Here is a 22,703-nt window from a genome sequence, read left to right as displayed (position 1 = left end):
GTCGATAGGATGGCTCCACTACGGATCGTAGGGGGTGGACGTGACAGCACAGGGCCGGGCACGCCCCCCGGACGTCACCGCTGTTCCGGTTCCGCGCCGCGGCTACCTGGGCCCGCTGCGCCTGCCCCAGGTCCTGATCGCCGAGGCCGCGGTCTTCGCCGTCGCGGCCGCCGCCACCCAGGGCGCCCTGCCCGCTCTGATCGCCGCGGTGGTCGCCGCCGTGCTGCTGGCCGTCGCGTTCGCCCGCCGGCAGAACCGCTGGTGGCTGGAGCATGCCGCGCTCACCCGCGACCACCGGCGACGCCGGGCCGCGCGCCCGGACACGGGTTCCGGCCCGGTCCTGGCCGCCCTCCGCACAATCGGCCCCGGCCTGACCGTCTCCGACATCCCGGGAAAGAGCTCGCCGGAGGCGACCGGCATAGCCCGCGACGACGCCGGGTGGTTCGGCGTGGTGGCCCTCGACGCCCCGGTGCCACTGGACACCCTGGTCAGCAGCCTGGCGGCCACCGAGCAACCGGGCGTGGTGCTGGCCCTCGTCACGCACACCGTCCCGGCGCCGAGCCCCGATCTGCCGGCCGCCTCCCCGGCCGGCGCGTCGTACCGCCGGCTCAGCGAGGCGATGGCGATGGCGACCGCGATCGCCCCGATCCCGGCACACCGGGAGTCCTCGATCAGCGTCCGGGTCGACGCTCAGGCGCTCGCCGAGTCCGTTCTCGACCACACCGCCGATCCCGCCTCGGCAGCCGCCCTGGCCGCCGCGCTGACCCGCAAGATCGCGACCGCGCTGCGCCGGCTGGGCCTGGCCGGTCGCGTGCTCAGCGCCCGCGAGCTGGTGGAACTGCTCGCCCGGTCCTGCGACGTCGAGCCCGGCGCTCCGGCCCAGGCGGGCGAGGAATGGACCCATTGGCGCTCCAACCACCTCGTCCACCGCACCTACTGGCTACAGACCTGGCCGCGTTCGATCGCCGAGCTGGGTCCGCTGTTCGGCTGGGCCTCGACCGCGCCGGCCGCCCAGACGAGCGTGGCGCTGATCGTCGGCGCGACGGGTGCCGGCGACGTGCCGGTCCGGGCCTTCATCAGGCTCGCGACCAGGCCGGACGTGGACCTGACAGCGCTCGACCGGGTGCTGCTGGACGGTGTCCGCCGGGCCGGTGGCGAGTTGCGCCCGCTCGACGGCGAGCACGGTCCGGCGACCTACGCGACAGCGCCGACCGGAGGCGGTGCCGGATGACCATCCCGGAGAGAAGACCCGCGCCCGCTCCGCAGCCGCCGGTGTCCACCGCCGCTCCGATACCCACGCAGGCCGCACAGTCCGCTCCCGCCGAGTCCCGGGTCGTCGCACACGCCGCTCCCCCGCTGACCGCTGCTCCCCTGGCGCCGCACCGACCCGGCCGCCCGCCGGAGGACCCGCCGTCGCCCGGCAGCCCCGACCACACCGGGCCGTCGGGACGCGTCTCGCGCCTGCGCATCGGCTGGCACGCGGTGCCGCGGGCCGGGCTGCGACAGATCACGGTCTGGCCGGCGACCGGGGCCGGCCTGCTCCTGGGGCGCAACCAGCAGCAGGTGCCCGTACCCGTGAAGCTCTTCGACAGTGATCCGGTCCGGGTCGCCCTGGTCGGCGGTGTCTGGGCCGCTCAGCTGCTGATCTTCCGGGCGTTCGCGATCGGCGCCCGCGCGATGGTGGTGACCACCGAGCAGCGGGCCTGGTCCGGCTTCGGCGAGCGGGCGACCGGGCAGTACCAGCGCCTGACCGTTCTCGGCGGCGAACCGAACGCGCTGCCGCCGGGCACCGCGCAGACCCCGTCGCTGATCGTGTACGACCTGGGCGTGACCGGCCCGGCCACCGCACCGCCGCTCGGACCCTGGACCTCCACGCTGACCGTGCTGCGCCAGCTGGACCGGCCGGGTGTGGCGGCGCTGCAGGAAGCGGACCTGACGCTGATGCAGCGGCTCGGCGGCGACGAGGCGACCCTGGCCGCGGCGACGCTGCGGCTGAGCCAGCAGGACGGCCAGTTGCTGCAGTTCATGACCGACGACATGGTGGCAGTGGCCGGCGGCGGGCCGGACCGTTTCGTCTCGCTGACCCAGACCGGCATCGAGCAGCAGTACCTCGGCCCGCCGCGGCGTTAACGGCTCGGTGGGGTCCAGGCGAGCTGCACCAGGCGGGCGCCGTGCTTGCGGGTGACCATCCAGCCCCGGCCCGGCGGCAGTGGCTGCGGTTTCAGCGTGCCGAAGATCGGGCCCTCCTCGCGCGGCCCGGACATCAGGATCCCCGGTGAGGCGAGTTCGCGGATCCGGCTCACCATCGGCTCGAACAGGGCCCGGCTCGCGCCACCGGTCCGCCGGGTCAGCACCACGTGCAGGCCGATGTCCCGGGCCTGCGGCAGGAACTCGACGAGCGGTTGCAGCGGCGTCTGCCCGACCAGGTCGTAGTCGTCGACGAGCACGTACAGCTGCGGGCCTTTCCACCAGCTGCGGTCGGCGAGCATCTCCGGGGTGACGTCCGGTCCGGGCAGCCGCTCCCGCATCGCGACCGCCACCTGGTTGATCAGATCGGTGGTGACCTGCGCCGACGTCCCGTACCCCAGGGTGTGCTCGCGGGGCACGCAGCCGAGCAGGCTGCGCCGCAGGTCGACCAGGAGGATCCGGGCCTGCGCCGGGGTGTGGCTCGCCGCGATCGACGTGGCGAGGCCGCGCAGGAACGAGCTCTTGCCGGACTCGACGTCGCCGAAGAGCAGGGCGTGCGGCTCGTTGTCGAAGTCCAGCCAGACCGGTTGCAGGTCGGCCTCGGCGATGCCGATCGGGATCCTCTCCCCCTCGGCGGGCGGCAGGGCCGCGTAGGGAAGCTCGGCCGGCAGCAGGCGCACCCGGGGCGCAGGCGCGCCGGTCCACTGCTCGGTGGAGTGTTTGACCAGCTCGGCCACCGCGTCGGCGAGGTCGTCCACACGCTGTTCCCGGTCGATCCGGGGCAGCGCGGTGAGGAAGTGGTAGCCGTCCGGGGTGAGGCCGCGGCCGGGCGCGCCCTCGGGCACGTTCACCGCTTCCCGCCGGTTGATCGCCGAGTCGCTGGGCTCGCCGATGCGCAGTTCGAGCCGGGTGCCGAAGACGTCGCGGATCTGCGGCCGGATGTCCATCCAGCGGTTCGTGGCGGTGAGCACGTGGATGCCGAAGCCGAGACCCCGGTTGGCCAGCTCATGGACCGTGCCCTCCAGGTCCTCGAACTCGGCGCGCAGCGTCGCCCAGCCGTCCACCACCAGGAAGACGTCGCCGAACGGGTCCTCGGCGTAACCGCCCTGCGCCTTGGCCCTGCGGTACGCGGCCACACCCTCCACGTTCTGCCGGGCGAAGAGGTCCTCCCGGGCCCGCATCAGCCCGTGCAGCTCGGCGATGGTCCGGCGGACCCGGTCGGTGTCCCGCCGGTTCGCCACCCCGCCGACGTGTGGCAGATCGGTGAGCGCGCTGAGCGGCCCGCCACCGAAGTCGAGGCCGTAGAACTGCACCTCACGCGGGGTGTGGGTGAGCGCGAGCGAGATGATCAGGGTGCGCAGCAGGTTGGACTTGCCGGACTGGGCGGCGCCGACCACGACCACGTTGCCGCCGGCGCCGGCGAGGTCCAGCCAGAGCGGGTCGCGGCGCTGCTCGTAGGGCTTGTCGACGATCCCGCCGAGCGCGTGCAGCGAGCCGAACCGGTCGGCCGCGTCCACCGTCAGTCCCCGGTCCGGCATGGTGATCACGGGCGGCAGCATCTGGCCGAGGGTGGGCACCGAGTCGAGCGGCGGCAGCCACACCTCGTGCGCCGGGGTGCCCTCGCCCTCCATCTGCCGGACCAGCACCTCCAGCAGCGTGTCGCCGACGACCTTGTCCTCGTCGTCCCGGGGCGCTTCCTCCGCCGGTTTCTGCGGGGGCACGGCGTAGAAGGTGGAGAATTCCCGGATCGGGTTGCCCGCCTTCATCCCGGCGGCGACGGGTGCTCCGTCCCTGCGGACCGGCCCGGAGACATAGGCGGCTTTCAGCCGGATCAACCCCTCCGTTCCGGTACGGAGATAGCCGTGTCCCGGAGAGCGCGGCAATTCGTACGCGTCAGGCGCCCCGAGGACCGCCCGGCTCTCCATCGACGAGAACGTCCGCAGCCCGATCCGGTAGGACAGGTGTGATTCCAGGCCGCGCAGCCGGCCCTCCTCCAGTTTCTGCGAGGCGAGCAGCAGGTGGATGCCGAGCGACCGGCCGACCCGTCCGATCTGGACGAACATGTCGATGAAGTCCGGCCGCGCGCTGAGCAGCTCGGAGAACTCGTCGACGATGAAGAGCAGACTGGGCAGCGGCGCGAGCGGCACTCCCGCCGACCGGGCCCGCTCGTAGTCCCGCTGCGAGGCGTAGTTGCCGGCCTTGCGCAGCAGTTCCTGCCGCCGGTTCAGCTCGCCGGAGATCGCACCGAGCATCCGGTCGACGAGCGGCAGCTCGTCCTCCAGGTTGGTGATCATCGCGGCGGTGTGCGGCAACCGGTCCAGCGAGGCGAACGTGGCGCCGCCCTTGAAGTCGACGAGCACGAAGTTGAGGATCTCCGGATCGTGGGTGAGCCCGAGCGCGAGCACCAGGGTGCGCAGCAGCTCGGACTTGCCGGACCCGGTCGCGCCGACGAGCAGGCCGTGCGGGCCCATGCCGTCCTGTGCGGACTCCTTCAGGTCGAGCTCGACCGGCCGCCCGTCGAGGCCGACGCCGATCGGCACCCGCAGCCGGTCCCGGTTGGGCCGGTTCGCCCAGAGCTCGGACAGCTCCAGCGCGTACGGGTCGGTGACCTCCAGCAGCTCGGCCAGGCCCATGTCCTGGTTGACGGCCGGCTGATCGGCGAAGGAGGCGGCGGAGAGCCGCAGCGGCGCCAGCTCGCGGGCCAGCACCTCGGCCTGCTCCACCCCGAGCGCGTCGGCCCGGCCCACCTCGGTCGGACCGTCCATCGTGGTGCCGGTGACCGTCCCGTCCGGTGCGATCTCGAGCACCACCGAGCTGTCGTCGAGCAGCCTGGGCGGCGGCACGGAGAGGTCGAGCAGGGTGACACCGGCGACGCCGCCCTCGGTCATCAGGTGGTCGGAGCCGGCGGTCGAGCCACCGTCGATGATCACCACGACGTGCGCGCCGCCGGGCGTGACCGACGGGTCGAAGCGGGGCCGGTTGACGAGCACGTCGTCGAGCATCGCCTCCAGCGCCGGCACGCTCGGCGCGACCAGCCGCACCGGGCCGACCGCGTCGGTCTTGCCGGGGTGCTGGGAGTGCGGCAGCCATTTCGCCCACTCCCACTCGGACCGCCGGTCGTCCGGCACGCACACACCGATCCGCAGGTCGTCGGGCGCGTGGAAGACCGCCATCTGGGCGACGAGCGCGCGGGTGAAATCGCGGACCGGCCCGCCCCTGATGTACAGGTGGGAGAAGTCCCGCAGGGAGACCGAGACCGGCAGATCAGGGACGATCGCGTACGCGTTGAGGAACCGGCGCAGCGCCGTCGCGCAGAGCGGCTCCAACTCGTCGACCGGCCGGGTCTGCGGCGGCACGAGGCGGGTCGCCACCTCCTGCGGGCCGACAGCTATCCGGATCACGGCGAAGTCGGCGTCACCGCGCCGGCGTTCCCAGAGCCGGCCGCTGTCGGTGAAGCTCCAGAGCGTCCCCGGGTCGGGATTGTGGTAGTACAGCGCCTCACGCTGCTGCCGGATCGTGGTGCGCAGCTGGGCGCGCAACTGGGAGAGGTGCCGCAGGTACTGCCGCCGGGCCTCGATCATCTCGCGCTTGCCGGGACCGCTGGTGTTGGCGGCCATCATGCCCATCATGCCGAGCATCGAGACGCCGTACATCGCACCGGCCACATAGGTGATCGGGCCACCGCGCTGCGCCCCCATCATCAGCGCCATGGCGGCCGCGCCGGCGCCCATCGGCAGGATCATCAGCATCCGGGTCCAGGCCTTGCCGCTGGGCTGCGGCACCTCGGGCGGCGCCTCCAGCAACAGCTCGCCGGCGGGCATGACGGGCGCGGGCCGGCGAGGCGGCCGCTTGATGATCGTGACGGTCACACTGGGCTCCCCGGTGGTGACGGATCGCGTCAATCCTATCGGTCCTTTTTGATCAGTGCTGTCCGGTGATTGCTGCTACGTTGAGTAGGCGCTGGACAGCAGGAGGTGATCATGACCGCACCTGGTGGGCCGAGCCTGGCCCGGGTCACCGTCGCCGCACCGACCCGCCGGATGGATCTCGCGCTTCCCGACAACATGCTGGTCGCCGAGCTGCTGCCCCACCTGCTGCGGCATGCCTCGCCCGAGGAGCCGGTGGACCTCACCGGCGGATGGGTGCTGCGCCGCGCCACCGGGACCGTCCTGGAACCGGGACGGAACCTGGCCGCGCAGGGCGTCCGCGACGGCGAGCTGCTGCATCTCGGCCCGGCCCGGGAGGACTGGCCCGAGCTGGCGTACGACGACGTGGTCGAGGTGATCGCCAGCGGCTCCCGGCGCGCCGGGCGGACCTGGAGCGACACCGCCACCCGCCGGTGCGGCCTGGCCGTCACGGCCGGCGCGCTGCTGCTCGGTCTCGCCGGGCTCGCCGCCGACGGTCCACCATGGGTGATCACCGCCGTCGCCGCCCTCGCCGTGGCCCTCGCGCTCACGGTGGCCGGCATCCTGCTGTCCCGGGCGTTCAGCGACGCCACGGCGGGCGCGATCGTGGCCGCCGCCGGCCTGCCGTACGCGTTCTTCGGCGGCGCCTGGCTGCTCGCCGCACCGGGCATCACCGCGCCCGGCCTGCTCCTCGGCTCCTCCACGCTGCTGGCGCTCAGCGTCCTCGGTCACGTCGGCGTCGCCGGGCTGACCCGCCTGTTCGTGGCCGGGATGGCGGCCGGGCTGACCGGCCTGCTCGCCTCGTCGCTCGCGCTCGCCGGGATGTCCCCCGACGGGTGCGCCGCGGTGGCGCTGACCGCCGCGATCGGGCTCCTCCCGGCGTACCCGGTGCTGGCCGGATGGCTGGGCCGGCTGCCCTTCCCGGAGTTGCCGAACCGGGCCGAGGAGATCCTCAAGGACAAGCCGGCGCCGCGCCGCGAGGACGTCTTCGCCGCCGTGGTCCGCGCCGGCGAGGTGCTGAGCGGCCTGCTGCTCTCCGCCGCCCTGTGCAGTGTCGCGGCGATGACGTACCTCGCCCTCGGCGATCCGGGTGTCTCGGCCGTGCTGCTCATGGTGGCCGCGGTCACCGCCCTGCTGCTGCGCGCCCGCCTGCTGCCGACCCCGCCGCAGCGGGTGCCGCTGCTGGTGGCCGGCTTCGCCGGGCTCGCCGGGCTCGGCGCCGGTCCGGTGGTCACCGGCGCGCTGCCGGGTCTCGCACTGCTCGTCGGAGCGCTGCTGGTCGCCGCGATCGCCCTGCCGGCGGCGCTCACCTTCAGCCGCCGCCCGCCGTCGCCCTACCTCGGCCGGGCCGCCGACATCCTCGACGTCGTCGCGATCATGGCGTTGATCCCGCTCGCCTGCGCGGTGATCGGGGTGTTCGACGAGGTCCGCGGCCTGTTCGCCTCGATCGGCGGCTGACACCGTGCCGTCCCGCCGCGACCAGCTCCAGTCCTACCAGTTCATGAACCAGCGGGTGATCTCCGCGTTCGTGATGCGGGAGACCGATCCGGCGCAGTCCCCGCTGCGCCGCGGCATCGGCGCGCTGTTCGCCGGCCTGATGGTCGCGATCCTGGTCGCTGCCGGTTTCGGCATCTACGGCGTGCTCACCCGCACCGGCCCGGACCGCTGGCAGACCGACGGCTCGGTGGTCGTCGAGCGCGAGTCCGGCGCCAGCTTCGTCTACCTGCGCGACCGGCTTCACCCGGCACTCAACTTCGCGTCCGCGAAACTCGCCGCCGGCCGGCCCAACCCGCAGGTCTACCGGGTCGCCGCGAAATCGCTGACCGACGTGCCCCGTGGCGTGACGATCGGGATCGCCGGCGCCCCGGCCTCGCTGCCCGACGCGAAACAGCAGGCCCGCCTGCCGTGGACGATGTGCGCGGCACCCGGCGGGCAACCGCGGTCGGTGCTGCTGGTGGGCTCCGGCGGCCCGGCCGGCGACCCGCTCGGCGATCGCGGGCTGCTCGTCGCGGGCGACCCGGCCGGGGGCACCAACCTGATCTGGCAGGGTCGCAAACACCTGATCCGGAACGCCCGGGTCACCGTCCCCGCGCTGTTCGGCGCGGTCCAGCCGATCGGCGTCGGCGTGGCGTGGCTCAACGCGCTGCCGGCCGGTCCCGACATCGAGCCGATCGACGTGGACGGCCGCGGCGACGACTCGGACGCGGTCGACGGCTTCGACAACGGTGACGTGCTGTTCAACGAGACGGCCAACGGACGCCAGTTCTACCTGGTGCTGGACGACCGGCTGACGCCGATCACCGCGCTGCAGCAGGCCGTGCTGGAGGCCGCGGTCCCCGGCGACCCGCAGGAGATCTCCGCGGCCGACGTGGCCCGCTTCGACCCGCGGCCGCTGGACCCGGACGCGGCCGTCCGGGGCCCGCCGTCCGTCCCCGAGCTGGCCTCCCTCGCTGCCGGCGAGGCCGCGTGCGCGATCACCGGCGACGCGGCTGCCCCGCCGTCGCTGACGGTCGGCGTGCCGGCGACCGGCTTGGACGCGGCCGTGCCGACCGGCGGCGCGACGCAGGGGGGACGTGCGCTGGCCGACGCGGTCGGAGTTCCGGCGGGCCGCTTCGAGCTGGTACGGGCCGCCGGCGGCGTCCAATTGATAACCGATTCGGGGGTACGGCACGCGCTGTCCGACCCGGATGTGGCAGCGCTCCTCGGTTACCGGCCGGAGAACGCCATCGATGTGCCCTCGGCGCTGGTGAATGCAATCCCAGCCGGGGTGACCTTGGATCCTGCGGAGGCCCTCAAGCCGTCCCCCACCACAGTGGAGTGACCCGCCCCCTTTTCTCCTCGCGATCTTGGCGATTCGGGTCGCCCCGTTCTCGTTCTAGCCCCGTTCTCGGGAAGCTGCACAAGATCGGGCTCAGGTGCGCTCGTCCAGCAACATCACCGGCGGGCCGGGCTCCAACGGCTCATCGCGCACCGGCAACGCGGGCGCCATGCCGGGCCGCCACCGCTGTCGCCGGCTCCGCCGCATCGCCGCGGCCGCGACGGCCACCACCACGACGAGGATCCCGGCCGCAGCGGCGCCGATCAGCGCATAGGCGCGACGCCGGCTCGCCGCGGCGGTGTCCGGCGGCGGCACGGCCTCGACCCCCGGCAACGGGCGACGCTCCGCCGGAACCAGCTGATTGGTGATCGCCGCATACGGATCGACCACCCCGGCGCCGAACGCGGGTCCCGCCGGCGCCGGCCCGGCCGTACCGGTCAGCAGCCGCCCGACCTCCCGCGCGCTCAGATTCGGCCGCCGGTCGTGAACCAGCGCGGCGGCGGCCCCCACGAACCCGGCCGCCACCCCGGTTCCGCTCACCTCGACAAGCCCCCGGCCGGTTTGCGGAGCAGGTACGGCCACCCCGGGCGCGACCAGGTCGACGAAGTCGCCACGCTGTGAGTCCGGCCAGATCCGTCCGTTCTGATCGATCGCGCCGACCCCGATCACGTCCCGGTACGCCGCCGGATACGGCGTCGGATTTCCCTCGTCGGCCCCGCCCAGGTCACCGGCGGCGGCCACGACGACGACACCTTGGTCGATCGCGGCCTCGACGGCGCTGCGCAGGCCGGCGGCGTCCCGGTAGGCCGGGCTGACCACCACCACGACGTCCGCGCCGTTCGCCGCGGCCTGGTTGATGCCACGGGCCAGGGCGTCCGGGGCGACCTCGGAACCGGCCGGGTCGTCGAGCTGCACCCGAATCGGCAGAACCCGCGAATTCGGCGCCAGCCCGGCCATGTCGGGGTCCCCGGGCCGGCCCGCGATCACTCCCGCCACCTGCGTCCCGGTACCCGTGCAGTCCTCGTTGGCGAAGCCGCCGCCCACCGCGTCCACACCGTTCAGCACCCGTTGCCGCAGCAGCGGCTGCCCCGCGTCCACCCCGGTCGAGAGGACCGCGACCCGCGCCCCGGTCCCGTCCGCGATCGTCCCGAGGGAGCCGGCCCGCAGCACCGAGCGCGCCCAGGAGGCGGCGACCTCGCTCTCACCGGGCGGAGCACAGTTGACACCAGGGGCCGCGAAGGCAGCCGCGGGCGTGAGCGCGAGCGAGCCGGCCAGCGCCGCGACGGCGACGAATGCCGCGTTTCTCATGACGACTCCTTCCGAAGCCCACTCCACACCGGCTGGTTCTCAGGGCTGCCCCAGCCGCCGCGCCGACGGCTTCCCGCGCTGGCGCGCCCGGCCCTTCGACGGCTGGCCGCGCCCGTCACTTCGACTGCTTCCCGCGCCCGGCTCCCGCGCCCGACTCGGGGCGGTCCGGACAGCCCGCCGGAGACGGACCGGCCGCCGGCAATCACCGGCGGCCGGTCATCCGTCCGTGCGGAACTCACATGTTGGCGGCGATCTGCTGGTCGACCTGCTGCATCCGCTCCGACGACGCACCGAGCTTGACGCCGACGCCCGCCAGCGCGGCCTTGATCTCGGTGGCGCCCTGGTTCCACTTCTGCCGCGCCTCGTCGCAGGCGGTGCCGGCGGTGCCGGTCCAGTCCGCGGCGAAGAGCTGCGTGAACGCCGTGTACAGGTCGTTCAGCTGCTGGTCCATCTGGTTCTGGAACGTGTTGATGGCCGCGGAGGTCTCGGTGATCTGGCCGAAGTTGTAGGTGATGTTCATGTCGTGTCTCCCCGATCTCGGTCGCGCGCACTCAGCCGCGAAGGATGCTGACGACGGAACTGTCGGCGCCGGCGGCGGCACCGCGAATCGACGACGCGGCCTCCTCGTCGTTCACGCCGTAGGTCGTGGACGCGGCGGACATCTTGCCCGCCAGCTCGTCGAGAGCGCTCATGATCTTCAACAGGCCGTCGTTGAGCTGCACCGAGACGTCCTGGAGCGCGTTGTTCGCGGTACCGGCGAAGGCGCCGCCGCTGAGAGCCTGGATCTGGCCCATCACCCGGTTCATGCCCTGCGAGATGCTCTGCCCGGTCTCACCACAGCGGTTCGCCATCGCGGTGAGCTGTTCCTGTGTGGCGTGGACTTGCCCGAAACCTGCCATTGCCTTTCTCCCCAGCCCTCGGAAGTGGGTTATGCCCTCCCGTACGCCCGTCGGGTAGAGAAGGTTCGAACCGGTTCCCGGAAGAGTGCGTACTCTCCAGCGTCACCCGATCACTACCAGCGATCCAGAACGGGGAGGCGTGATGGGCACCGAGAACCCGTATCCGCAGCAGACGTCGGCGAACACGGCCACGCCCTGGCTGCGCGGCGGCCCTGCCGTGGACATCAATCTCGACGGTCTCCGCGAATACGCGCGGCTCCTCGCGAGTCAGCAAGCCGACATAGCGGCACGCTCCGGATATCTCACTCCACTGGGCGAGATGCCGACCGGCGCCTTCAACGGCGACGTCCTCGGTGAAGCCGACGCGGTCCGGGCCGGCCTGCAGGGCAACGCCGCCGAACTCGGTGTCTATCTGAGCAAGCTGGCCGAGTCGCTGGGCAACGTGGCGAACGCCGCACAGACGATTGCGGAGAGCTACCGGTCCGGCGACGCGGTCTCCGCGGCTTCCCTGAACGACGTTCTGTTCGCGTTCGGCGACAAGAGCGTTCCCCGGCCGGCCGGGCTTCCGGAGAACCTCGGCACCACCTATGTCGAGCAGCAGATGGCCGGCTCCTCCGCCGGGGCGGCAGCGCCTCCTCCGGCGGACAGCCCGCTCTGGCGGGACGGGCCGGTCACCCCGGTCTCCGCGTACCAGACCGTGCAGACGTCGACCGGCCCGAACGGCGAGCGGCGCGAGGTGTCCACAGTGTCCGTGCCCGGCGGGGTCACGACGGCCACCACCACGATCGTCGATCGCGACGGCGAGACGGTGTCGGCCACCACGACCCGGACGTCACACCGCATCGACGGCCCGATCCGGACCACGACGGTGGAGACCTTCGGCGCGGACGGCAAGCTCACCGCCACGACCGAGACCAGTTCCCGGTACGAGGGAGCGAACGTCACCGAGCAGACCACCGAAACAGTGGACGCCGAGGGCAGGACAACGAGCCTGACCACGGAGAAGGTCGACCCCGTCACGAGGGAGAGCACGACGAGCACGTTCCAGCCGGACGAGAGCGGCCTGCTGGAGGAGACGAACCGGGTGTCGACCGGTACGCGCACCTCCGGCCCGGTTGTGAGCGGCTGAGCCGATGGGCGAGTACTGGGGCGCCACAGCCGACCCGAACTACGGGTACAGCCCGTACAGCGGCCAGCTGCGTTACGGCACGCACCCGCCGTCACAGATCCCGTTCACACCGAAGCCCGGCCCGGGCAACCCGCTCACCGTCGAGGCCGTCGCCACCAAGATCCGGAACCTGCACCCGGAACAGATGGCCGCCCTCGCCGACCAGTGGCAGAACGCCTGGTCACTGATGGCCGACGTCCGCACCTTCGTCGTGCAGCAGAGCACCGTCCTGCAGGACGAGCACTGGAAGTCCCCGGCAGCCCGTGACGCGTTCCTGCGCCGCGGTCCCGGCGAAACTCTCACCTACCTCGACGTCTGGATGGACGCCGCCCAGAACAACATCACCGCCCTCCGCCACATGGTCAACGTCTCGCTGGACGCCCGCCGCGACCTGGACCTGCTCCTCGCGCGCTACGAACGCGAACTCCGCGACGCCGAGAACGTCAGCTTCGGCGAGAACCTGGGCTCGTTCCTGACCAGTGGCGTGAGCTGGAACGCCGCCCGCGCCGAAGAGGTCAAGGAGGACCAGACCGAGATCCGCGAACGGTACCGCCGCGAAGCCCAGTCGCTGGCCCAGCGTTACGCCGACCAGTTCTTCGACTACATAGCCGTGGTCGCCAGCGGCGTAGGCCCACCCGTCCAGCCCATGAACGCCGTGCTCAGCCAGCCCATCGCCCTCCCTCCCGCCGACACCCCGCCGACCGGTCTGCCGGGCCAGAACGGCCCCAGCTTCATCACGTCACCGGTCTCCAACGAGACCGGCACCAACCAGCCGGGCCAGAACGCCCCTGGTCAGAACGCCCCCGGCCAGAACGCGCCCGGCCAGAACGCGCCCGGCTTGAACCCGCCGGCGGTCGCTCCCCCGGGCGTCATCCCCCCTGGCGTGGTTCCGCCGGGCCAGATTCCGCCCGGAACCGTCCCGCCCGGCCGCACCCCGCCCGGCACCGTCCCGCCCGGTCTGACACCACCCGGAACCGTCCCGCCCAGCCTCAGACCGCCCGGAACGATCCCGCCCGGCCTGACACCACCCGGATCCATCCCGCCCGGAATCACACCGCCCAGCACGCTGCCCCCCGGCGCGGTACCTCCCGGCGTACTTCCGCCCGGCCAGATCCCCACCCCCGGCGGTTTCCCGCCCGGCACGTTCCCGCCCGGGGTGACGCCCCCCGGGACCGTCCCGCCCGGCACGGTCCCCGGAACCGTCCCGCCGAACGTCATCCCGCCCGGACAAACCGGTCCGGGAAACCTCCCTCCCACCACGATCCGCCCGCCCCTGCCCGGACAGTTCGGCCGCCCCGGCAGAGCCCCCGGCGTAGTCCCCCCACCCGGCAGCGCCCCGCCACCGGGCCGCTCGCTACGCCGCCCCGCCGCCCCGGCACCCGCAGCGCAGCCGCCCCTCGGCCGGGAAATCCGCCGCCCGGGCCAGCCGCCCCTGCCGTTCCCCCAGCAGACCCCGCAGCAGACCCCGCAGCAGGCCCCGCAGCCGGGCCGCCCCGGTGCCCGTCCCACCACGCCCGTCCTCCAGCAGCCCGGACGCCCCGGAGCCACGCCAGGCACACTGCCCGGCGCGCCCCCCTCAACCCGACCGGGCGCCCCCGGACCAGCCGGCAGGACCGGCACCCCCGGCAGCGGCCGACCTGGGCCCCTGCCCGGCGCGCCGGGTGGCGGACGAGCCGGCACTGCTCCGGGCGGCGGGCCGATGCCCGGAGGAACAGGACACGTCGGCGGGCCCGGCGGGGTGCCTGCTGGTCCGGTGTCGCCCCACGGTGGCCGGAGTGGACGAAGCGGCACTCCCCCCGTACCCCGGAAGGCGCCGCAAGCTGGACGGCCCGGAGGCGGCGACGGCGGCCGGCCACCCACCTCGCCCGTCCCTGCGCAACCGGGAGGCCCGGGTGACCGGGTCCCGGGCTTGAACTCCGGGACCGGCGTTCGGACCGGCTACGACACTTTTGGACGGACGCCTGGTTCCGCTGCCCCGCCCGTACTCAAAAATCCCGCCGGGGAGCGCGCCGCGCAGCCTGGCAGCGCGGAAGAGACGCGCCCGGCCGCAGGCCGAGGCACGGGACACCGGCCCGGAGCCACGCCGCCGGTGCTCAATCGGCCGGTCTCGCCCGCGGGGCCTGGCGCTCGGCCGCCGCAACCGTCACGGCGGGATCGGGGCACGCCCTGGGCTGACTGGCTCGGCGGCGAGGACAAGCCGCCCGCGGCGCCCGGCGTGATCGGCGCCCCGGAACGATCCCGGCCGGTTGAAGGACCGTGGGGACTGCGCAGCCCGGCGGCCACCAGGCCGGAGGGAACTGTCGCGCCCGAGCTGGGCAGGCGGCGTCTCGGCGGGGAGCCGGTCCCGGTGCGGGAGCCGGACGATCTGGTCACTCATGAGCAGGCCTTCGGGGTGCGGACGCCGGGTGGTGGCGTGGTCGGTGGTTCGTCCGCTTCAGAATCCGCCGAGGAAGACCGTGACCGCCAATGAAATCTGCTTGTGGCAGCCATCAGTTCTTTTCATGGCCCAGGGGGTGTCAGCCGCGCCGGATCGCTGCCACGATGGATCCGGCGGCGCGGTCGTGCAGGCCACGCCCCTGACCATCCATGATCATCGCGGGGATGAAAAGGCCGAGCAGCACGCCACGGATCAAGCCGCGGCGCAGGCCGATCACTCCCCCGTCCGGATATGAAGCACAGCGGATGCGCGTGAGGCGCATCCCCGGCGTCTGGCCGAAGAGCCCGAGGAAGAAGGTGTTAGCCACGACCAGGACCAGGACCGGCGGCCAGGCCACCTCAGCCGGGCTGGCGTAAACGCTGGCGATCAGCAGACAGAGGACCCAGTCGATGACGATGGCCGCCAATCGCGGGCCGAGCCCGGCAGGCTCCAGGCCCGTGGGCGCCACGGGGGACTCGTTGACGGAAGCAGCCACGTCTTCCGAGGTTACGCGATAGGGTCCGAGTGATCAGCGCGCGCTCTCGCCGTGCATTCCCGGCGCAGTCCGTAACACGGCAGAAACAATAGGGATACGCCGGGGCAACCCCCGACCCATAACGTCGCGACCAGCCTTGCCAGGTGGCGGCCCATGCCGCCCGGTATCGGAAAACTGTGCCAGGAGGACGTGTGTTCGCCAATCCCGAGGAACTCCTGCGATACCTCAAAGACGAGGACGTCAAGTTCGTCGACGTACGGTTCTGTGACCTCCCGGGTGTGATGCAGCACTTCAACATCCCGGTCGAGTCGTTCGACGACAGTGTGGTGACCGACGGCCTCGCCTTCGACGGGTCCTCGATCCGCGGCTTCCAGGCCATCCACGAGTCCGACATGATGCTGCTGCCCGACGTCGCGACGGCGTTCGTCGACCCGTTCCGCATCCAGAAGACTCTCGCCCTCAACTTCTTCATCCACGACCCGTTCACCCGCGAGGCCTACTCGCGTGACCCGCGGAACGTGGCGAAGAAGGCCGAGGCCTACCTGGCTTCCAGTGGCATCGCCGACACCGCCTACTTCGGCGCCGAGGCGGAGTTCTACATCTTCGACTCGATCCGCCACGAGACGTCGGCGCACCAGGCGTACTACTACATCGACTCGATCGAGGGCGCCTGGAACAGCGGTCGCGAGGAAGAGGGCGGCAACCGCGGCTACAAGACCGCGTACAAGGGCGGCTACTTCCCGGTCTCCCCGGTCGACCACTACTCCGACCTGCGTGACGCCATGGTGCGCCGCCTGATCGACACCGGCTTCACCGTGGAGCGTTCGCACCACGAGGTCGGCACCGCGGGCCAGGCCGAGATCAACTACAAGTTCTCGACCCTGCTGCACGCCGGCGACCAGATGCAGCTGTTCAAGTACATCATCAAGAACACCGCCTGGGAGCACGGCAAGACCGCGACCTTCATGCCGAAGCCGCTCTTCGGCGACAACGGATCCGGCATGCACACCCACCAGAGCCTCTGGCTCGGTGGCGAGCCGCTGTTCTACGACGAGACCGGTTACGCCGGCCTGTCCGACACCGCCCGGTGGTACATCGGCGGCCTGCTGCACCACGCGCCGTCGCTGCTGGCGTTCACCAACCCGACCGTCAACTCGTACCGGCGCCTGGTGCCCGGCTACGAGGCCCCGGTCAACCTGGTCTACTCGCAGCGCAACCGCTCCGCCTGCACCCGCATCCCGGTGACCGGCAGCAACCCGAAGGCCAAGCGCGTCGAGTTCCGCGTCCCGGACCCGTCGTCCAACCCGTACCTGTCGTTCTCCGCGCAGATGATGGCCGGCCTCGACGGCATCAAGAACAAGATCGAGCCGCCGGCGCCGATCGACAAGGACCTGTACGACCTGCCGCCGGAGGAGTGGGGCAACGTCAAGCAGGTTCCGGGTTCGCTGGACGCGGTGCTCGCCTCGCTCGAAGCCGACCACGAGTTCCTCACCGCCGGTGGCGTCTTCACCGACGACCTGATCTCCACGTGGATCGACTACAAGCGCACCAACGAGATCGACCCGGTCCGGCTCCGCCCGACCCCGCACGAGTTCGAGATGTACTACAACGTCTAGTGATGACCATGGGTCCGACCAGCAGGTTTGCCTGTTGATCTGATCTAGGGCACAACGCGAGGAACGGCGGTCATGCTCGGCTCCCAGCCGACGTGGCCGCCGTTTCGCGTTCGCCGCGCGCTGTCGCACAACCGCGCGCCTCGCTGGCTGATCGGGGACGGCCGCGGGTCCGAGCCGTAGCTCACGCAGGTCGCCCGGCTCGATTACATGGCTGAGCTACGGCCGGGCGCCGCCAGCCGTAGACCGTGACGGCTACCCCGGCTTGATCACAGGGCTCAGCTACGGCCGGGCACCGCCAGCCGTACACCACGACGGTTATCCGGGCTTGATCACAGCGCTGAGCTACGGCCGGGCACCGCCAGCCGTAGACCACGACGGCTACCCCGGCTTGATCACAGGGCTCAGCTACGGCCGGGCGCTGCCGGCTGTTGGATTGATGAGCATGGCCGGGCCACGCTGCGGGACGGGCGGCGGAAGGCCCCGGTTAGTGGTAGCTGCGTTTGCCGAGCCGTTCGGCCGTACCCCACAGCAGTTCGGATCTTCGGGTTGCGGCGGCGATTGCTGCTGCCGGGTCGCTCGGCAGGTGGGCGCTGATCAACCGGCTCACCAGGGTGGCCAGCGCTGTTTCGCGGGCGGGGCCCGGAACCACCACCCCGAGGTACGGGCGACGCAGCGTGCGCGGAGCCACGACCGAGAGGATGCGGCGGAGGTGTCCACGCTGGGCGACGACGGCTACCGGGCGGTCGTCGCCGAAGTGGCCCTCGTGTTCGGCGCGGAGCAGGTTCGTCACGGTGTCGACGGAGTGGCGTTCCACCCGGATGACGTGCGGCGCGACGCCGGCCTCGATCAGCCACGCGCGCATCAGGTCGGCTTCGGGTACGCCCTGGAACGTCTCCCCGGGCGCTTCCGGCGTGGTCCAGGATGTCCCTTTGCGATCGATCGGTGACTTGTACCCGGAGCAGACGATGCGTCCGGGCACGCCGAGCGCGGCGGCCACCCGGCAGCGGTCCGTGCCACCCGGATTGAGGCCGGTTCCGGTGGCGTCGCGGCCGTGACCAGGCACGAGCACGTGTTCGACCGAGGCCAGCGTCAACCCCGGCGTCCCGGGAAGCACCTCGACATCCATGATCCACAAGTGAAGCACGGGCGCCGGGATCACCCGAAGCCGACAAATAGCCGCAGCGGGACCTGAGTGAAGAGCAAAGGAACCGCCGCAAAACGGAACGGCGCCGGCCCCGCTACGGGACCGGCGCCGGAGATCCGGGATCAGAGCAGGCGGCCCAGGTCCAGGAAGACGGTTTCGCCGGTGGCGTCGTCGAGGCCGTCGTTGTCGGTGACCGCGTACGTGCGGCCGTTACCGGCCACGGCCAGCCCCTCGACCTTGTCCTGCATCCAGCCGTTGGCGGCCTTGAGCTGCGGCAGCAGGTCCTTGCGCAGTTTCTTCGCCACGGTCGGCACGCCGGTCCACGACGACGGGACGTCGAAGGTGTAGACCTTCTTGACCGCCGCGAGGGTGCCGCGCTGGTTGTCGCGCTCGATCACCGCGAAGGTGTCGGCGTCGACGGCGACCAGTTCGGAGAGGCCGACCCAGCCGGTGGGCGCGGTGTCGAGCGGGTAGAGCAGCCACGACCAGGTCTTGGTGGTGGTGTCGTAACGGCCGATCCGGGCGGTGTTCGCCGGGTCGCCCTTGATGGCACGCTGGACGGCCACCCAGACGTACTTGCCGGACTCGGCGACGCCTTCCAGGCCGTTGCTGGTGATCGTCGCGGCGACGTCGGCGGAGAGCGGGATCTCCTCCTGGACGGCTCCGGCGGCGTTCAGGCGGACGAGAAGGTTCGGCGTCGAGGAGGACCCCTCGACAGCCAGCCAGTAGCCGCCGCCCTTGCGCGCCACGAGACCTTCGGCGTCGTACCCGATGGGCTGTCCGTTCTTGGTGACGGTCAGCTGCTTGGAGATGACGCCCTCGGTGGAGAGCGTGAGGATGCGGGTCGGGGTGTAGACCGAATCGGTCACCGTGACCAGTTTGTCCCAGCTGCCCGGCACCGGGGAGAGCGCGGAGAGCGCGCCCCACGGGATCGCGGAGGTGGAGGAGATCTGCGTGTCCGGGCCGTGGCCGATACCGAACAGCTGGATCGAGCCTCGGATGCCGATCGAGGCGTCCTCCTCCTCGCTGGAGACCACGACGAGGTTGCGCGACGGCACGACGACGACGCCCTCGGGCGCGTTCGTGGTCGGCATGAGCTGCTTGAACTTCGGCTTCGACGGCTTGGAGACGTCGTAGGCGGCGGTGAAGTTGCCGCGCTCCGAGTTCACGAAGATGTACGGCACGCCGCCGAGCTTGCCGAACGCGACGTTCTCGGCCTCGATGCCCTTGGCGTCGGAGCGCTTGTCCGGGTACTGGCCGTGCTCGACGGCGATCCGCTCGAGGGTGTTGCCGGCGTCCCAGACGGCCTTGCCGGTCTTCTTGTTGAAGATCGACCAGCCGCGGGAACCGCCCTCGTAGTCACCCTCGTTGGCGGTGGCGAACAGGTCGTCGGTGATCCAGGCGACGCCGTCCGGCTCGCGCTTCGCGGTGATCGTGCCGTCCAGCGAAACAGCGTCGTCGTCGAGCGTGTCAACACCGCTGACAGTGACGCTTCCCGCGGAGAAGTCGGAGATCACGCGGCCGGATCGCAGCGAGACCACCGCCAGGTGGTTGTTCTCCTGCAACGACACCACGGCCTCGTCACGGGAGTTGATGCTCACGTACTCGGGCTCGGGATCGGTCGGCGCGACCTCCGACAGCCCATCGAGCGAGACCTTGGAAACCTGCCAGGTCTTGACGTCGATCACCGAGAGCCAACCGGCCGGCGCCTGCGGGATCGCCCCGTCGTTGACGTCCTCGTCCCGCTCGTTCTCGATGGCGACCGCGATGTAGCGACCGCTCGGCGCGACAGCGACCGAGTCCGGCTGACCGCCGAGGTCCAGCTCACGGACGACCTTGCGGGTGGCCGAGTCGATCACGACGAGCTTGCCGGACGGGTCGGTGAAGCTGGTCCGGGTGTTGACACCGGCGAGCAGCAGGCGGCCCAGGTGCGCGACCGAGGTGGGCTCGCCGCCGACGCTCAGCACACCGGCGGGCTTCGGCTTGGACGGGTTGGTGATGTCGACGAAGCCGAGGCGCTTGCCGGGGCTGTCGGTGTAGACGACCGTGCGGCCGTCCTCGGTGACGGTGGAGATCTCGGCGGCCGCCGTGTCGTCGATCGACGAGTTCAGATAGGCGGGGAACGTGGAGAGGCGCTCGAAGCTGTTGGCATAGCCGTGCGCGGCGGCCGCGGTGGGCACGCTGCCGACCGCGGCCACTGCCACTACGGAGACAACCGCCGAGGTGGTACGGCGAATGGACATGGCCACTGACTACGCGATGATCTTGTCCGTCTCGTGGATTTCAGACGAACGGCGGGTGCCGAGGGGTGTCCAGAAGAGCAGAGCCAGGCTGAACCAGACATAAATGTTGGCGCCGAGCAGTTCCAGGGGCGGCCGGGGCCGTTTCTCCCACCACCACGTGAGGTGGGAGGTCATCACGACATAAGCGGAAATGCCGAGGTAAGGGCGGCCGTAGTCGATACAGCGGATCAGGGCCGGAAGCAGCCAGACGCAGTGATGAATCCAGGTGACCGGGCTGATCAGGCAGCCCAGCACACCGGTCAGGGCCAGGCCGCCCACCACGTCGTCCGGCGACCGGAAGACCCGCCACCCCCAGGCCGTGAGCGTCGCCAGCACGCAGACCAGCCAGACCGTGGACTCCACTGTCTCGATCGGCAACCGGGCCAGCAGCCCTCGCTCCGACTGGTTGGACAGGTAGTAGAGCAGCCCCACCCGGTTGGTGTCCCACAGCGCCGACGTCCAGAACTCCCGGGACTCGTCCGGGAAGAGCGCCCCGGCCAGCAGCGTCGCCCCGGCCGCCGAGCCGATCGCGGTGGCGAGCGCCCGCCAGCGCCGGGTGACCAGCAGGTAGAGGATGAAGACGCCGGGAGTCAGTTTGATCGCCACGGCCAGGCCGATGCCCACGCCGGCCCACTTGCGTCCGCGGGCCACGCCGAAGAGCATGTCGGCGGTGACCAGGGTGAGCAGCAGCGTGTTCACCTGTCCGAAGGTGATCGTCTCGCGGACCGGCTCGAAGAGCAGCGCCAGGCAGACCGCCGCGCCGAAGCCGATCCGTTTGACGATCGACCCGCCGAGCCATTTGACCAGCAGCACCGTGGTCCCGACCGTGGCGAGAGTCGCGAGGATCGCGACCGCGAGGATCGGCAGGTACGCCATCGGGGCCATGACCAGGCCGGCGAAGGGCGGATAGGTGAACCCGTACGGCGTTCCCGGCCGCAGGAAGTCGTAGACCATGCCGCCGTCGCGGAACCAGTACTGGACCGCGCCGTGGTAGACCTTCGAGTCGAAGTACTCGTTACGAAGCCCGGTGAGAACGATCGCCCCCACCGTGAGCAACACCAGGCCGACGAGAGTTACTTTTCGCTTCATACAGGACTTTCCACGCTAGAAAACCGGCGAGCACGGTCATGCCCACGGCACCCTGCGCCTTGGTGACGAGGGCCAGGTTGTACCCGTCCGGCAGGCACAGCGCGGCCGCCACCGCGCACGGGGCGACCAGCCAGCGGGTCTCTTCGAGCACTGTCGCGGCGAGCACGGCGAGCGGCCAGATCGCGTACCAGGGATGGAACACCGGCGCGAGCAGGACTGTCGCGGCCAGGGCCAGCCCGGCGTAGTGCAGGGGGGAACGGGACAGCGCACGCACCCAGAGCACCGCGAGCACCACCGCCAGCGCGATCACTCCCAGCACCCTCGTCACCGGCACGGCGCTCGGCACGCCGAGCAGCTCCAGGGTGAGGCCGATCGCGGTGGGCGGCGAGGTCCACTGCACCGACACGCCACTTCCGGACAGGCCCGTCACCCAGCCGAGGCCGAGCCCGGCCGCCAGCGAGACGCCCGCGAGCGCCGCCAGGGCGGATCCACCGAGTGCGAGGACCCGCCGCCACAGTCGTCCCGGCAGGAGCAGCAGCGCGAACGGCAGCACCACCACGGCCGTCGCCTTCACCCCGACGGCGAGCCCGAGCAGAACGCCGGCAGCGATCATTCTCGGCCAGGTGGTGGCGGCCCCCGCCACTGTCAGACCGGCCACGATGAGCGCGACCATGACCGCGTCGTTGTGCGCGCCGGAGATCAGATGGATGGGCACGAGCGGACACGCCAGCACCAGCCAGACAGCCCGCTCGGGCGGCACACCGGCCCGCCGGGCCAGCACCGGAAGGCACCAGCCGATCACCACGACGCCGAGCACCGCGATCAGCCGCAGCAGGCCGACGGTCACCGTGAGCGAGCCGCCGCCGAGCTTCGCGGCCAGCGCCGCGAGCACCAGAAACACCGGGCCGTAGGGTGCCGGCGTCTGCCGCCAGGTCGGCGAGACGGCGTCCGGCCAGGGGCAACCCAAAAGATCAAGACCACCCCGGTACGGGTCGAGGCCCGCCGCCTGCTGCCACCCCTGACAGGCGTACGAGTAGACGTCGTAGCTCGCCAGCGGCAGGAACGGCAGCAGTGGCGCCGCCCAGAGCGCAGCCGTCACGAACGCCCACCGCACCGACGGGACGTGCCGCCGCCCGGCCCACCAGGCGCCGATCAGGAGCAGGGTCCCGACCAGCCAGGTGACCGGGAGCAGCACCCCGTTCTCACCCGCGAAGATGGTGCCCGGCGTCACGTTCGGTTTCCACGGGCTGGAGGCGCCGCCGAGCCAGGCGGCCACCGCCAGCAGCAGACTGCCTGCCAGTCCCGCGTATCGGACGAGGAACGGACGGGGCATGGCGAAGACCCTACCGTGACAGGCTGCTATCCCCCGGGAACC

The 22,703-nt window shown here is 71.7% G+C and carries 16 protein-coding genes; 7 read left to right on the top strand and 9 right to left on the bottom strand.

The genetic code is table 11. From position 1 onward, the window contains the following. Positions 1–40 precede the first annotated feature (40 nt). Both AB0F72_RS21095 and AB0F72_RS21090 read left to right on the top strand, forming a co-directional pair. Positions 41–1,231 (top strand): type VII secretion protein EccE, encoded by a 1,191-nt coding sequence (locus AB0F72_RS21095; protein ID WP_360433763.1) that lies wholly within the window; start codon positions 41–43, stop codon positions 1,229–1,231. Then, positions 1,228–2,130 (top strand): hypothetical protein, encoded by a 903-nt coding sequence (locus AB0F72_RS21090; RefSeq protein WP_360433760.1) that lies wholly within the window; start codon positions 1,228–1,230, stop codon positions 2,128–2,130. The genes AB0F72_RS21095 and AB0F72_RS21090 overlap by 4 nt, the downstream gene beginning before the upstream one ends. On the opposite strand, the gene eccCa is transcribed toward AB0F72_RS21090, so the two are convergent. Beyond that, the gene (eccCa, locus tag AB0F72_RS21085; RefSeq protein ID WP_360433757.1) at positions 2,127–6,056 is read right to left on the bottom strand and encodes a type VII secretion protein EccCa; all 3,930 of its coding nucleotides are present in this window, start codon (positions 6,054–6,056) and stop codon (positions 2,127–2,129) included. The genes AB0F72_RS21090 and eccCa overlap by 4 nt on opposite strands. Positions 6,057–6,167: 111 nt before the next feature. Between eccCa and eccD the strand changes: the two genes are divergently transcribed. Both eccD and eccB read left to right on the top strand, forming a co-directional pair. Then, positions 6,168–7,550 (top strand): type VII secretion integral membrane protein EccD, encoded by a 1,383-nt coding sequence (gene eccD / locus AB0F72_RS21080; protein WP_360433754.1) that lies wholly within the window; start codon positions 6,168–6,170, stop codon positions 7,548–7,550. Between the two features lie 4 nt (positions 7,551–7,554). Continuing rightward, positions 7,555–8,913, top strand: coding sequence for a type VII secretion protein EccB (eccB, locus tag AB0F72_RS21075; RefSeq protein ID WP_360433751.1), 1,359 nt, complete (start codon positions 7,555–7,557; stop codon positions 8,911–8,913). Between the two features lie 90 nt (positions 8,914–9,003). Here the strand turns inward: eccB and AB0F72_RS21070 are convergent, their stop codons facing one another. From AB0F72_RS21070 to AB0F72_RS21060, 3 genes are all read right to left on the bottom strand, one after another. Continuing rightward, entirely contained in the window at positions 9,004–10,218 is a 1,215-nt protein-coding gene (locus AB0F72_RS21070; RefSeq protein WP_360433748.1) for a S8 family serine peptidase, read from the bottom strand. A 235-nt stretch (positions 10,219–10,453) separates the two neighbouring features. Continuing rightward, positions 10,454–10,738, bottom strand: a complete 285-nt coding sequence (locus AB0F72_RS21065) for a WXG100 family type VII secretion target (protein WP_360433745.1) — start codon at positions 10,736–10,738, stop codon at positions 10,454–10,456. Positions 10,739–10,769: 31 nt separating this feature from the next. After that, a complete protein-coding gene (locus tag AB0F72_RS21060) occupies positions 10,770–11,117 on the bottom strand; it encodes a WXG100 family type VII secretion target (RefSeq protein WP_360433742.1) in 348 nt (115 codons plus the stop codon). A gap of 142 nt (positions 11,118–11,259) precedes the next feature. Here AB0F72_RS21060 and AB0F72_RS21055 point away from each other — a divergent pair, with 142 nt between their 5' ends. Both AB0F72_RS21055 and AB0F72_RS21050 read left to right on the top strand, forming a co-directional pair. Continuing rightward, a complete protein-coding gene (locus AB0F72_RS21055) occupies positions 11,260–12,246 on the top strand; it encodes a hypothetical protein (RefSeq protein WP_360433739.1) in 987 nt (328 codons plus the stop codon). 4 nt (positions 12,247–12,250) lie between these two features. Then, positions 12,251–14,755, top strand: a complete 2,505-nt coding sequence (locus tag AB0F72_RS21050; RefSeq protein ID WP_360433736.1) for a hypothetical protein — start codon at positions 12,251–12,253, stop codon at positions 14,753–14,755. 46 nt (positions 14,756–14,801) lie between these two features. Here AB0F72_RS21050 and AB0F72_RS21045 read toward each other — a convergent pair whose 3' ends face one another. Further along, complete coding sequence (locus AB0F72_RS21045; protein WP_360433733.1) at positions 14,802–15,197, bottom strand: RDD family protein; 396 nt, start codon at positions 15,195–15,197, stop codon at positions 14,802–14,804. A gap of 191 nt (positions 15,198–15,388) precedes the next feature. Here AB0F72_RS21045 and glnA point away from each other — a divergent pair, with 191 nt between their 5' ends. Further along, complete coding sequence (gene glnA / locus AB0F72_RS21040; RefSeq protein WP_360433730.1) at positions 15,389–16,813, top strand: type I glutamate--ammonia ligase; 1,425 nt, start codon at positions 15,389–15,391, stop codon at positions 16,811–16,813. Positions 16,814–17,297: 484 nt separating this feature from the next. Here the strand turns inward: glnA and AB0F72_RS21035 are convergent, their stop codons facing one another. The 4 genes from AB0F72_RS21035 to mptB form a co-directional block, all read right to left on the bottom strand. Then, complete coding sequence (locus tag AB0F72_RS21035) at positions 17,298–17,939, bottom strand: YdcF family protein (RefSeq protein ID WP_360433727.1); 642 nt, start codon at positions 17,937–17,939, stop codon at positions 17,298–17,300. A 140-nt stretch (positions 17,940–18,079) separates the two neighbouring features. Next, positions 18,080–20,200, bottom strand: coding sequence for an esterase-like activity of phytase family protein (locus AB0F72_RS21030; protein ID WP_360433724.1), 2,121 nt, complete (start codon positions 20,198–20,200; stop codon positions 18,080–18,082). Positions 20,201–20,209: 9 nt separating this feature from the next. Beyond that, the gene (locus AB0F72_RS21025; protein ID WP_360433721.1) at positions 20,210–21,298 is read right to left on the bottom strand and encodes a glycosyltransferase 87 family protein; all 1,089 of its coding nucleotides are present in this window, start codon (positions 21,296–21,298) and stop codon (positions 20,210–20,212) included. Then, entirely contained in the window at positions 21,255–22,661 is a 1,407-nt protein-coding gene (gene mptB, locus AB0F72_RS21020) for a polyprenol phosphomannose-dependent alpha 1,6 mannosyltransferase MptB (protein WP_360433718.1), read from the bottom strand. Before mptB ends, AB0F72_RS21025 begins: the two co-directional genes overlap by 44 nt. Positions 22,662–22,703 lie beyond the last annotated feature (42 nt).

Source organism: Actinoplanes sp. NPDC023936, from assembly GCF_040639325.1.
Lineage (GTDB): Bacteria > Actinomycetota > Actinomycetes > Mycobacteriales > Micromonosporaceae > Actinoplanes.
Note: the sequence above shows the minus strand (reverse complement) of the source record. Positions and strands in the feature narration are given on the sequence as shown.

Bases quoted from the DNA above. Each gene is read 5' to 3' on its own strand.
- AB0F72_RS21055 (WP_360433739.1), top strand. From the start codon at position 11,260: ATGGGCACCGAGAACCCGTATCCGCAGCAGACGTCGGCGAACACGGCC.
- AB0F72_RS21035 (WP_360433727.1), bottom strand. From the start codon at position 17,939: ATGGATGTCGAGGTGCTTCCCGGGACGCCGGGGTTGACGCTGGCCTCG.
- AB0F72_RS21070 (WP_360433748.1), bottom strand. From the start codon at position 10,218: ATGAGAAACGCGGCATTCGTCGCCGTCGCGGCGCTGGCCGGCTCGCTC.
- mptB (WP_360433718.1), bottom strand. From the start codon at position 22,661: ATGCCCCGTCCGTTCCTCGTCCGATACGCGGGACTGGCAGGCAGTCTG.
- AB0F72_RS21060 (WP_360433742.1), bottom strand. From the start codon at position 11,117: ATGGCAGGTTTCGGGCAAGTCCACGCCACACAGGAACAGCTCACCGCG.
- AB0F72_RS21030 (WP_360433724.1), bottom strand. From the start codon at position 20,200: ATGTCCATTCGCCGTACCACCTCGGCGGTTGTCTCCGTAGTGGCAGTG.
- AB0F72_RS21050 (WP_360433736.1), top strand. From the start codon at position 12,251: ATGGGCGAGTACTGGGGCGCCACAGCCGACCCGAACTACGGGTACAGC.
- AB0F72_RS21065 (WP_360433745.1), bottom strand. From the start codon at position 10,738: ATGAACATCACCTACAACTTCGGCCAGATCACCGAGACCTCCGCGGCC.
- AB0F72_RS21090 (WP_360433760.1), top strand. From the start codon at position 1,228: ATGACCATCCCGGAGAGAAGACCCGCGCCCGCTCCGCAGCCGCCGGTG.
- eccD (WP_360433754.1), top strand. From the start codon at position 6,168: ATGACCGCACCTGGTGGGCCGAGCCTGGCCCGGGTCACCGTCGCCGCA.